The sequence below is a fragment of the Aeromonas sp. Y318-1 genome, from assembly GCF_027706125.1.
Lineage (GTDB): Bacteria > Pseudomonadota > Gammaproteobacteria > Enterobacterales > Aeromonadaceae > Aeromonas > Aeromonas hydrophila.
The window spans coordinates 66,992-78,470 of sequence record NZ_JAPDCM010000019.1; the positions used below are offsets into that span (position 1 = coordinate 66,992).

The 11,479-nt window shown below is 60.0% G+C and carries 9 protein-coding genes; 5 read left to right on the top strand and 4 right to left on the bottom strand.

Annotation, left to right across the window (positions count from 1 at the left end; translation table 11 throughout):
• Positions 1–362 precede the first annotated feature (362 nt).
• From OKB87_RS21445 to OKB87_RS21455, 3 genes are all read left to right on the top strand, one after another.
• Positions 363–974: an OmpW family outer membrane protein gene (locus tag OKB87_RS21445; RefSeq protein ID WP_011707635.1), complete on the top strand. Its 612-nt coding sequence runs from the start codon at positions 363–365 to the stop codon at positions 972–974.
• A 219-nt stretch (positions 975–1,193) separates the two neighbouring features.
• Positions 1,194–3,173 carry a methyl-accepting chemotaxis protein gene (locus OKB87_RS21450; RefSeq protein ID WP_270828478.1) on the top strand — a complete coding sequence of 660 codons (1,980 nt, stop codon included), beginning with the start codon at positions 1,194–1,196 and terminating at the stop codon, positions 3,171–3,173.
• 8 nt (positions 3,174–3,181) lie between these two features.
• On the top strand, positions 3,182–4,666 hold the full coding sequence (locus tag OKB87_RS21455) for an ABC transporter substrate-binding protein (RefSeq protein ID WP_270828479.1): 1,485 nt from the start codon (positions 3,182–3,184) through the stop codon (positions 4,664–4,666).
• A 63-nt stretch (positions 4,667–4,729) separates the two neighbouring features.
• Here OKB87_RS21455 and OKB87_RS21460 read toward each other — a convergent pair whose 3' ends face one another.
• Positions 4,730–5,521, bottom strand: a complete 792-nt coding sequence (locus OKB87_RS21460) for a GNAT family N-acetyltransferase (protein ID WP_270828480.1) — start codon at positions 5,519–5,521, stop codon at positions 4,730–4,732.
• 328 nt (positions 5,522–5,849) lie between these two features.
• Here OKB87_RS21460 and metF point away from each other — a divergent pair, with 328 nt between their 5' ends.
• Entirely contained in the window at positions 5,850–6,746 is an 897-nt protein-coding gene (gene metF, locus OKB87_RS21465; protein ID WP_270828481.1) for a methylenetetrahydrofolate reductase, read from the top strand.
• Positions 6,747–6,808: 62 nt separating this feature from the next.
• On the opposite strand, the gene OKB87_RS21470 is transcribed toward metF, so the two are convergent.
• Complete coding sequence (locus tag OKB87_RS21470; RefSeq protein WP_011707631.1) at positions 6,809–7,873, bottom strand: DUF3103 family protein; 1,065 nt, start codon at positions 7,871–7,873, stop codon at positions 6,809–6,811.
• A gap of 150 nt (positions 7,874–8,023) precedes the next feature.
• Positions 8,024–9,175 carry a benzoate/H(+) symporter BenE family transporter gene (locus tag OKB87_RS21475; protein ID WP_270828482.1) on the bottom strand — a complete coding sequence of 384 codons (1,152 nt, stop codon included), beginning with the start codon at positions 9,173–9,175 and terminating at the stop codon, positions 8,024–8,026.
• A 121-nt stretch (positions 9,176–9,296) separates the two neighbouring features.
• On the opposite strand from OKB87_RS21475, the gene OKB87_RS21480 reads away from it, so the two are divergent.
• Complete coding sequence (locus tag OKB87_RS21480; RefSeq protein WP_270828483.1) at positions 9,297–9,866, top strand: helix-turn-helix domain-containing protein; 570 nt, start codon at positions 9,297–9,299, stop codon at positions 9,864–9,866.
• A gap of 10 nt (positions 9,867–9,876) precedes the next feature.
• Here the strand turns inward: OKB87_RS21480 and OKB87_RS21485 are convergent, their stop codons facing one another.
• The gene (locus OKB87_RS21485) at positions 9,877–11,073 is read right to left on the bottom strand and encodes an NnrS family protein (RefSeq protein WP_270828484.1); all 1,197 of its coding nucleotides are present in this window, start codon (positions 11,071–11,073) and stop codon (positions 9,877–9,879) included.
• Positions 11,074–11,479 lie beyond the last annotated feature (406 nt).

An 11,479-nucleotide genomic window follows, 5' to 3' on the forward strand; every position in this document is an offset into this window, starting at 1 on the left:
ATGGCTACTATTTTGTCCCTTCTGGTTTGTGGTTTCATAAAGAATTTCTTACAGCCCGGCTACATGGCTCGCAAAAATACTCTGGTTGAGCGAGTGAAACAACCGTTTTTAGCCGTTTAAAGCCTCAATAAGGTGCATTTAAATTATCTTTTAATGTGGCTGGTTTGATTTTGAATTGACGTATCAGTATGTTTTTATTGTTTATTTCGCCAATTATCAGCCATGTCTCGTGAGTCTTAAGCTGCCGTACACATCTATCTATTTTTTGGTAACGTTTGAGCTAAATCAATAACTCCGCATTCACATCCCTTTATAGTTTTCAGGCTTGCAACATATAAAACGAAAACTAAAAGGAAAACGTGATGAAAAAGATCCTTCCTCTGATGATCGCGGCCGCTCTCGCTTCTCCCGTCGCCATGGCCCACCAGGCCGGTGATATTCTGGTGCGCGGCGGCCTGGCCTTTGTTTCTCCGCAAACGAGCAGTGACAACGTGCTGGGTACCGGCGAGCTGGAAATCGACAGCAATATGCAGCTGGGTCTGACACTCTCTTATCTGATCACTGACAACTGGGGTGTCGAGCTGCTGGCTGCCACACCCTTCTCCCACTCGGTATCCACCGCCGGTCTGGGTGAAGTGGCCAAGGTCAAGCACCTGCCGCCAACCCTGATGGCGCAGTACTACTTCGGTGATGCCAACAGCAAGGTACGCCCCTATATCGGTGCCGGTATCAACTACACCACCTTCTTCGATGAGCAGGGCCGCGGCGCACTGGATGGCACCGATGTGAGCGTGGACTCATCCTGGGGCATGGCCGGTCAGGTTGGTCTGGACATGGCGATCAATGATCGCTGGTTCGTCAACGCCTCCGCCTGGATCATGGATATCGATACCGACGTGCACACCGCCGTGGGTACCATCAACACCTCCATCGATCCCATGGCCTTCATGTTTGGTGTCGGCTATCGCTTCTGATAGGACACAGGGTTGGCCCCCCCACGGGCCGTTACAGCTAGCATGTCTCTTTGGCCCGGCACAGTCCGGGCCCTTTTACGCGCAAAGCGTCCCCCGTCAACTGTGATCCAACCCCATATAGATCAATAAAATACCCTCGGTCTCCCCTCTATAATTCGCCCCTTGTGCCGATAGTGTCTATGTTCACGTTACCTTTCCCCCACGAGTGAGGATGTCTCCATGGGTTTATCTATTGTGCAGCGGATCATCGCCGGATTTGTGTTGATGCTGCTGCTGTTGATCCTGCTGGGTGTGATCAGCACCCTGAAGATCAGGGGCATCAACGACGGCTTGTCACAGGTCTCCGACCGGGCAACCCCGTTGGTGATTGCGGTGGCTGGCCTGAAAGGCGCCCTGCAGGACAGCAACCGCTGGGTGCTGGTCTACCGGACCAACGAGGATGCAAGCCAGCTGCCGCAGCTGGCCAGCCAGTTCAAGGAGCAGCAGGCGCGTTTCAGTCAGCTGAGCCAGGAGATGGACAGGTTTAGCGGGGTGGCCGAGGCCGGCTCTCGTTTTCAGCAGGTCGATACCGCCACCAAGCAGTTCTACGGCCTGGCTGAACAGGTGCTCTCCCAGCACAGCCAGTGGGTCAATGCCCAGGATCAGCGCCACAAGCTGGAGATTGCCTTCATCCGGTTGGAAGACACCTACCAGTGGGCTGCCGATCTGCTGCTGCAGCAGACCGCCAGCAAACGCTCCATGCGCAACAAGGCTGAACTTATCACTTCGGGCATCGCGCGCGATCTGAAGAACATTCGCCGGGCCGATGCCAAGACCGATCTCAACGAGCTGGAGAAGGTGCTGAGTAAGGACATCGAGATGGCCCGCAAGCGGCTCGATCGGGTGCTGGTGCCGGATGACGTGAAGCAGCGCTTCGTCTCCAACCTCGACCGGATGCAGGAGCTGGCACTCGGCCAGCAGGGGCTGCTGGCGACCATGCGCAATGCCCAGCAGCTGGCCGCCTCGCTGCAGGCCCTCAATCAGCAACTCGATGCCAGCCTGATCAACTGCCTGGGCCTGCTCGACGAGATGGGGCAGTCGGCCGGCTCGATTGCTAGCCAGAGTCGCACCACGGCGGATGATGCGGTCAGCAGCGCCAGCTTCTGGATCCTGGTGGTGGCCGCCATCTCGGCCGCCGCAGCCCTCATCATCGGCTATACCACTGCGCGCAGCATTCAGCGTCCGCTGCAGATGATTAACAAGGAGCTGGACTACATGGCGGCCGGGGACATGACCCGCCGCATCAACTATCGCAGCAGCTGCGAGTTCGGCGCACTCTCCCGCTCCATCGATACCCTGGCCGGCAAAACCGGCGAGCTGCTCTCCCAGATCAATGCCGGCTCCCGCCATCTGGTGGAGGAGGCGAGCCGCGCCGCCGAGATAAGCGAAAGGGCCGTGTCCCGGGTGCAGGATCAGAAGAGTCAGACCGATCAGGTGGCTGCCGCCATCACCGAGCTGGAGGTGAGTGCCACCGAGGTGGCCCGCTCCACCGATGGCACCAAACGGGAAGTGGATCTGGCCGATGATGAAGCCCGCAGCGGTCGCCAGAAGGTGGCGACCACCCGTCGTATCACGGAGCAGCTGGCCGGCGCCATGGAAGAGGCTGTTGGCATCACCTACAAGCTGGGTGAGTTCAGCAACAACATCGGCAGCATCCTCGATGTGATCCGCAGCATCGCCGAGCAGACCAACCTGCTGGCGCTGAACGCCGCCATCGAGGCGGCGCGGGCCGGCGATGCGGGCCGTGGCTTTGCCGTGGTGGCAGACGAGGTGCGGGCACTGGCCAACCGGACCCAGACCTCGACCGAAGAGATCCAGGCGATGATCGAGAATCTGCAGAGCTCGAGCAAGCTGGTGGTGGAGGTGATGGGGCGCAGTCAGGAGCAGACCCACAATTGTGTCGAGCAGACCCGGGAGATGGATGCGGCCCTGCAATCCATCGCCGACCGGATGAGCGCCATCAAGGCGATGGCGGATCAGGTGGCGCATGCCGCCCAGGAGCAGATCTCGGTCAGTCAGGGGGTGGCCCGCCATATTTCCGGCATTGCCGAGGTAGCCTACGAGACCGAACGGGAAGCGCGGGAGTCGGCCGGCAGCAGTGAAGTGCTGGCGGATCTGGTCGCCAAGCAGCAGCAATTGATCGCACATTTCAAGGTTTAGGAGGGCTTATGTCTAACAAGTGGATCGGGGCCCTGAGTCTCCTGTTGTGTGGTCAGCTGATGGCCAGCGAGCTGGTGATCGAGAGCTGGCGGATTGATGACAAGGCCTTGTGGGAGCAGAAGATTATTCCTGCCTTCGAGGCCTCCCACCCGGGCATCCAAGTGAAGTTCAACGGAGTGCAGAACGTCGACTACATGCCGACCCTGTGGGCCAGTCTGAAAGAGGGCAAGGCGGGGGATCTCATCACCTGCCGGCCGTTCGATGACTCCCTGGCCCTGTTCAAGGCGGGCCACCTGGCGGAGTTGACCGAGATGTCGGGGATGGAGAACTTCCCAAGTTTTGCCCAGTCACCCTGGCAGACCGACTCCGGCGCCCAGACCTTCTGCGTGCCCATGGCCTCGGTGATTCACGGCTTCTTCTACAACAAGAAGATTTTCAGTGAGCTGGGGCTGAGCGTGCCGCAAACCCGGGATGCCTTCTTCGCGGCGCTGGACAAGGTGAAGGCCGATGGCCGCTATGTGCCGCTCGCCATGAGCGGCTCGGAAAGCTGGGTATCCTCCGAGCTCGGCTTCCAGAACATAGGCCCCAACTACTGGAAGGGGGAGGATGGTCGGTTGGCGTTGATCGGCGGGCAGGAGCGTTTTGACAACCCGCCCTACGTCAAGGTGTTCGAGGAGCTGGCGCGCTGGCGTCCCTACCTCGGCGAAGGTGGCGAGAGCCGTGACTATGCCGCGACCAACGAGCTGTTCACCTCGGGCAAGGCCGCCTTCTACGTGGCGGGTTCCTGGGAGATCGCCCCGTTCACCGGCAAGGTGGACTTTGGCGTGATGCGCCCGCCCGTGGCAAAACAGGGCGATGGCTGCTTCTTTACCGATCACACCGACATCGGGATGGGCATGAACCCGGCCAGCAAGAACAAGGAGGCGGCCATGGCCTTCCTGCAGTGGCTGACCACGCCGCAGTTCGCCGAGCTCTATACCAACTCGCTGCCCGGCTTCTTCTCCCTCTCCAACCACTTCTTCGAGGTCACCAACCCGGCGGCGAAGGAGATGATGGAGTGGCGGGATCAGTGCGACTCCACCATCCGGGTGGCCACCCAGATCCTCTCCCGTGGTACGCCCAAGCTGGGTGATGAGCTGGCCGAAGTGAGTCAGGCTGTGCTGCTCGGCAAGATGGAGCCCAAGGCGGCAGCCGATCGGCTGGAGCAGGGCCTGAAGGGCTGGTATCCGCCTCATCAGGGCAACAAGGTGAAAGGGGTCGATTGCCAGTGTGACGCCCCTGCCGCCGCGCCCGCAGCATCGGCTGCAACTGCGACCACCGAGCCTTCTGCCGCTGTATCCGCCGCGACGCCGGCGATGACAGAGACACCTGCCACCCCGGCGCCGTCAGCAACGCCTGCCGCAGCGGCATCTGCCGCGGCCGCGCCGTTGCCGGCTCCGTCGGCCGAGGTGGAGCAGGCGCTCTCCAACGAGCTGGAAACACCGCAGCAATAGCTGCCGGCAGATAAACAACGGGAGGCATCAGCCTCCCGTTTTCTTTGCTGTCAGTCAGCGACGTCACTGCACCGGGTGGGGCCAGCGACAGAGGCTGCCGATACGGGCCACCGGGGTGAACCCGAGCGAGCGATAGACGCGCTGGGCGTGATAGTGCTCGTCGGCCACTATGATGAGCCGGTCGACCCGTGTCAGCCCGTGCCTGGCAACCTGGCTCAGCAACTGACGGCACAATCCCTGATTGCGCCATGCCTGTCGGGTGCGCACCAGCTGGAAGCGGCCCAGAGTATCGGTGAAGAAGAGGCCGCAACTGGCGACCAGCTGTTCCTGCTGCCAGATCCCCCACCACTGACCCAGCCCGTCCCCGATCATCGCCTCGTACAACTGGCGGCGTGACTGCAGATAGGGCAGGTAGCTCTGCTCCGAGTGACCCGGATCCCGCTCTTCCAGTTCAAAGGCCAGCCACTCGTCCCAATCGGCTGGGGTAAAGGGGCGCGCAGCCACCGTCGCGGCTGGCGGTTGCCAGTCTGCGGCCTCCAGTGCCAGTACCACGCACTCCATGTACTGGTATCCCGCCGCCACGAAGCCGGCGACCCGGCTGTTCTGGCCGGCCGCGAGAGGCCACTGGAAGGTGCGGTGTCTGACTCGGGGATCCTGCCCGATCAGCTTGTCGAAACTGGCCTCGAGCCAGCCCTTGTCGTGATCGCTGGGGGGAAAGGGGAGCAGCAGATAGTTGCCGAAGTAGTAATCGGGAGCATCGGGGGTGCGCACGGCCCAGAACTGCTCATGATCGACCACGTTGCCTTGATAGCGATCGAACAGCAAGTCGGTGGCAAAGCCGGGGTGGGTGTCCATGATGATGCTCCTGCGAATGGTTCAATTGGTTATCGGCAGGAAGGGGAAGAGGTTGAAAAGGGGCCGGAGAAACCTCCGGCCAAACAATCACACGCAGATTCAGAACGTCCAGGACGATCTGGGTTCATCATAACGCGACTCGCCGGATTTTGGGATGGGGTGCCAATCGTTACTTTGGCTTTATTGCCAAATAAAAATCGGCGGCCTTTCTCTTGCTGTAAAACAGTGTTGACTTTGTGCCATTTTCTCATAAAGATAGAAAGACGTTTAGACGTCCAAACATCCGTTTTGACGTAGAGAAATGGATTGCAGGGCAGGGAGAGAGCAGATGGGATTTCACAGCGCACGTCAGGTTGAGGCACTCAACCAGAGTCTGGCAGATTTGAGTGGCAACATATCGGTCAGTTTCGAGTTTTTTCCGCCCAACAGCGAAGGGATGGAAAATACCCTGTGGCAATCCATCGAGCGCCTGAAAGTGCTGGAACCCAAGTTCGTGTCGGTGACCTATGGCGCCAACTCGGGCACCCGGGATCGCACACACAAGGTGATCAAGGACATCAAGGAGCGGACCGGTCTGATCGCCGCCCCGCACCTGACTTGTATCGACGCCAGCCGCGATGAGCTGCGCACCATTGCCCGCGATTACTGGAACAGCGGTATCCGCCATATCGTGGCGCTGCGCGGTGACCTGCCCCAGGGGCTGGAGAAGCCGGAGATGTATGCCACCGATCTGGTGGCCCTGCTCAAGGCCGAAGCGGACTTCGATATTTCGGTGGCCGCCTACCCGGAAGGGCACCCGGAAGCGCGCAGCGCGCAGTCGGATCTGCTCAACCTCAAACGCAAGATTGATGCCGGTGCCAACCGCGCCATTACCCAGTTCTTCTTTGACGTCGAGACCTACCTGCGCTTTCGGGATCGCTGCGCCGCCATCGGCATCGATGCCGAAATCGTGCCGGGGATCCTGCCGGTTTCCAACTACCAGACCCTGGCCAAGTTTGCCGGTTTCACCAACGTGAAGATCCCGCGCTGGATGCATCAGCGTTTCGAGGGGCTGGATGACGATCAGATGACCCGCAACATGGTGGGTGCCAGCATCGCCATCGATCAGGTGCGGGTGCTGAGTCAGGAAGGGGTGAAGGATTTCCACTTCTATACCCTGAACCGCTCCGAGCTGACCTACGCCATCTGCCATACCCTGGGGGTGAGGCCGAAAGGCCAGCCGTAACAGATCGCGGGCACAAAAAAAGCCAATGAGTCGCTCATTGGCTTTTCTGTCATGGCGACCAATCAGGGCCTTGTGGGGGCGATCTCTTTGGGTTCGAGATCGATCACCGCATTGCCGGCGGCGCCTGGATACTGGTGATAGCTCTGGTCCTGCTCCAGGGTGTAGAAGGTATCCAGATAGTCATCGTTGTTGGTCATCCAGGAGTCGGGCAGCGCCTTGACGATGCGACCGCCGAGATCGAGGAAGGGCAGTGCCTCGGGCACGCCGCCAGCAGTGAAGGCCAGCTTGAGGGCATCGATGAACAGGCCGCTCAGCTCCTTGTAGTTGACGTTGTCGTCCTGCTCCATCATGACGATGTCGACGGCACCCCAGCGATAGCGATCCCAGTAGACCAGGATCTGGTTGGGGGTGTAGTCGGTGTTGTCATAGTCGAGATAGGGCATGTCGACGATGTCGACCACGGGCTCATCCCGGCTGGGATTGACCCCTGCGACCACCGCATACACCTCGGCCGCACCCAGCAGCCAGGGCTCCTGATCATCCTTCAACCGAATTTTCTTCAGGATGCTGGTCTTGAGCGGTGCCGTGCTGGCAGCCGCACGGGGAGCCACCTGCATGTCGGCGGCAGCCAGCGCCTTGCGGATCACCTTGAGGCCGGCGTTCTTGGCCTTGACGGGATCAGCTTCCACGACAAGGACCGGACGGGCCGGTGCCTTGTCCACATCCAGATAGACGGGGTTGCCGGCGCTGTCGAAGGCTTCGATGGCGCTCCAGCTCTTCTCATCTCCGCTCGGCACATAGGCGACCAGCGGCTCGACACCCTGCTGCAGCGCGGCGGCCTGTTCCGGATTGGCCAGTCGCAGCTGCATCAGCTCCTTGACCTCGCCGTCCAGCCCTTGCCGGCTGATGGCTGCCTGGTTGGCATCCCGAGCCTGGCGTTTCAGGCGCGGACTGGCCTTCTGCAACAGGTTGGGCAGCGGGCTCTGGTACTCCTGATTGCTCAGCAACGGCAGCAGGTTTTTCTGCTGCAGTGCGAGCTGGCGGGCCAGCTCCCGATCGGTGTCGGCAGCGTGGGCGGTGGTGGCGCCCAGCAGTGCCAGTAACAAAATGACAGCCTGATTCCTCATTATTATTCTCCAGTTTATGAGTCTGACATGAGGCACGCATCGGGGAAGAAGAAGTGCCTCGACACCACTTAATGGCAATTAGTTTCAGCTGTGAACCAATTTTTCTGAATTATGTGCGGTGTCTCACGGGGGGCTCCCCAGATGGTCAGGTCAGTTTCTCCGCTGGTTGACTTGATACAGGATGATGCCGACGAGCAGTCCCCAGCAGGCGGAACCGATGCCGAGCAGGCTGATGCCGGAGGCGGTGATGATGAAGGTCAGCAGGGCGGCCTCACGGGCATTATCGTGCTGCAATGCGGTGTACAGGCTGCTGCCGATGGTGCCGAGCAGCGCCAGCCCGGCGACACAGGTCACCAGTGTCGCCGGGAAGGCCGTGAACAGCGCCGCCACCGTTGCACCGAAACAGCCGGTCAGCAGGTAGAAGCCGCCGGCCCACACCGCCGCGGGCCAGCGCCGGTTGGCGTCCGGATCCACCTCTTTCCCCATGCAGATGGCCGCAGTGATGGCCGCCAAGTTGAAGGCATAGCCGCCGAAGGGCGCCAGCAGCAGACCGGTGAGGCCGGTCCAGGTGATGAGGGATGAGGTGGCGGGCTGGTAGCCGTGGGCCCGCAAAATGGTAATGCCCGGCATGTTCTGGGAGGTCATGGTGACGATGAACAGTGGCAAGGCAATGCCGAACAGGGCACCAAGGGAAAACTCTGGCCAGGTCATGACCGGGCCGGCCAGTTGCCAGTGGATAGTGTCAAGCTGCAGCTGGCCTCTCAGCAGACAGATGAGAATGCCGGTCGCCAGTACCAGCACCATGGTATAGCGTGGCCAGAGATGGCGGCCGAGCAGGAATGCCAGCAGCAGGCTGCCGAGCAGCATAGGATCTACCGGGGCGACCTTGAACAGATCCAGCCCGAACTTGAGCAATACCCCGGCCAGCATGGCCGCCGCCAGTTGGGCCGGGATATGACGCATCAGCCGATCGAACCAGCCGCTGATGCCGCACAGGGTGATCAGCAGAGAAGAGATAACGAAGGCGCCGATGGCCTCGGCCAGGGTGAAGTGACCCAGGCTGGTGATGAGCAGGGCGGCACCCGGGGTCGACCAGGCGGTCAAGACGGGGATGCGGTAATAGAGGGAGAGGCCGATACAGCTGATACCCATGCCGATACCCAGCGTCCATAGCCAGGACGCGAGCTGGGCAGCATCGGCCCCCGCTGCCGTGGCTGCCTGAATGATCAGGATGACCGAACTGGTATAGCCGACCATCACGGCGATGAAGCCGGCGACCAGATGAGGAAGGGCAAAGGGCATGGTGACGTCCTTGTGGGGTTGTGACGGTTTGTGCGTTATTACGTACAATATTGCTTCAGACTATATCGTTGTGCGCTATAGCGCACAAGGCGATTCAAGCAAGCATAACAAAGAGGCAGTCATGCAAGAGATGAATCAGCATCTGGCCCAACGTCTGAAGGGCTTGCGCAGCAAACTGGGCTGGAGCCTGGATGTAGCGGCGCGGGAGACGGGAGTGAGCAAGGCCATGCTGGGCCAGATTGAACGGGGGGAATCGAGCCCGACGGTGGCCACCCTGTGGAAGATTGCCACCGGCTTTCGGGTCTCTTTCTCCAGCTTCATCGAGCCGACCCCGGCAGAGCAGGGGGAAGTGCTCTATCGCACCGCAGATGCGATTCGCCAGCAGCCGGCGGGAGAGGGCATGCAGGTCGCCCCTCTCTTCCCTTATGAGGGGCGCTTTGGATTCGAACTGTTTGAGCTGACTCTGTTGCCCGGCTATCAGCGAGAATCAGAACCCCATGAACCCGGGGTGACCGAACATGTCATCGTCATCAGCGGCCAGATGGAAGTGCTGGTTGAGGGGGAGTGGCGTTCCTTGACGCAGGGGGAGGCGGTGCGCTTCGCGGCCGACCGCCCCCATGGCTATCGCAATCTGGGTGTGGCCCCTGCCATCTTCCACAATCTGATCCACTATCCGGGCAGCAGATTTTGATCCACTCGGGTCAGCCTGGGCGCCCATCAGTCCGGGGGCTGGTCAATATGGGAGCATAGACCCAGACAAATAGACCATATGCCAGGCTCCAGGCTAGGCCGCTCAGGTTCCAGCCGTGCAAGGTATAGGCGGGCCAAAGCAGCGGGATCAGAACTCTAATCAGGGCTGCCATGATTACCAGCGCGAAAGCGCACTGGATCCTGCGCCCTACCTGCAAAGCCCGGCCACTGTGACCAAGAGAGACCCGGGCTATCATCCCCAGGATCATGGTCCCCATGCAGCCGGCACTGAGCAGGTGGCTGGCCAGCGACAGGCTGATGGGCAGGCCGGCAGCCAGAGCACCAAGGGCGAGCAGACCGAGAGGAATAAACAGGTAGGCGAGGTGCAGTGACCACAAGAGGGGTTGGCCAAGAGTGGAAGGCAGCCGCCAACGCAATTGGCGCCACAAGTGCAAAACGGCCGCCACTATATATAGAGGAAGCAGGTAGAGGCTGGTGACCCATGGGGTGGGCAGCAGCAGCCAGCTCACCAGGGTGAGCCACAGCGTGGCAAGGGCTGCGTGCTCCAGCCAGAGAATTGGGACGGCTTTTTCCATCCCGGTGGATCTGGCGGTAAAGAAGGGGATGACTCTTCCACCCATCACGGCGATCAGGGTTGTAAACAAGAGCACAGTGGTAATGAGCAGATGTTCCATATCAGCCCACTGCGCCTGCCACAGCCAGCTGGCGGCGTTGAGCAGTGTCAGCACGACCAGCAGAGGCACAAAGAAGAGGTTGCGCCACTGCCTGGTGACCACGATAGGTTTGGCCAGATACCAGGCGCAAAGAGGCAGCCAGAGCAGATCTGCCGCCATCAAGAAGGTATTGTGCTCGCCCAACCAGGGCAGCAAGGTCCTCGGCAATGCCCACAGCACGACGACCAGCACCAGGGGCCAGCTTCTAACCCCGGGGTGAGCGGTCCAGTTTTGCACTGCCGTCAGCAGGAAGCCCGCGACGATCGCGGCTCCGAACCCAAACAGCATCTCATGGGCATGCCACCAGATGGGGTTGCCAATCCCCGGCAGGACGAACCAGCCATTGAGCTGCCCCAGCCAGCCCAGCATCGCCAATGCCGAGAACAAGGCGCCAAGCAGGAAGAAAGGCCGAAACCCGAGGCGGAACAGAGGAACGATTTTCTCCTCTTTGCGGCTATCCAGGATCTGGTGCATGAATGAAACCTAAATTGAACATTTGAAAAGCCAATTATAAAGTGGCTTTTCAAATGTTCAATTTAAATCCAATGAAAGCCCGAAATGATGGTAATGCGAGTGAAATAGAACCGCTTTGCTGCATATCTGAGCGAACGGTTCTTTTCGGTGAAAAAGCCCTTGTCATCGCGGCGCAGCTCCCTATAATGCGCCCCTACCAGCACGGCGGAACACGCCAACCTGATGAGCCAGCTTCCTAGCGAAGTGGGCGCCGAAAGAAAAGCGAAAACAATCGCTTGACTTTCGAAGTGAGGAGCGTAATATGCGCCTCCTCAACGCGACAAGCGTGATGCTCTTTAACAATTTGAATCAAGCAATCTGTGTGGGCACTCACAGCATCGAGCATCAAAAACAATTTTTGATATCA

Bases quoted from the DNA above. Each gene is read 5' to 3' on its own strand.
- OKB87_RS21445 (WP_011707635.1), top strand. From the start codon at position 363: ATGAAAAAGATCCTTCCTCTGATGATCGCGGCCGCTCTCGCTTCTCCC.
- OKB87_RS21450 (WP_270828478.1), top strand. From the start codon at position 1,194: ATGGGTTTATCTATTGTGCAGCGGATCATCGCCGGATTTGTGTTGATG.
- OKB87_RS21455 (WP_270828479.1), top strand. From the start codon at position 3,182: ATGTCTAACAAGTGGATCGGGGCCCTGAGTCTCCTGTTGTGTGGTCAG.
- OKB87_RS21460 (WP_270828480.1), bottom strand. From the start codon at position 5,521: ATGGACACCCACCCCGGCTTTGCCACCGACTTGCTGTTCGATCGCTAT.
- metF (WP_270828481.1), top strand. From the start codon at position 5,850: ATGGGATTTCACAGCGCACGTCAGGTTGAGGCACTCAACCAGAGTCTG.
- OKB87_RS21470 (WP_011707631.1), bottom strand. From the start codon at position 7,873: ATGAGGAATCAGGCTGTCATTTTGTTACTGGCACTGCTGGGCGCCACC.
- OKB87_RS21475 (WP_270828482.1), bottom strand. From the start codon at position 9,175: ATGCCCTTTGCCCTTCCTCATCTGGTCGCCGGCTTCATCGCCGTGATG.
- OKB87_RS21480 (WP_270828483.1), top strand. From the start codon at position 9,297: ATGCAAGAGATGAATCAGCATCTGGCCCAACGTCTGAAGGGCTTGCGC.
- OKB87_RS21485 (WP_270828484.1), bottom strand. From the start codon at position 11,073: ATGCACCAGATCCTGGATAGCCGCAAAGAGGAGAAAATCGTTCCTCTG.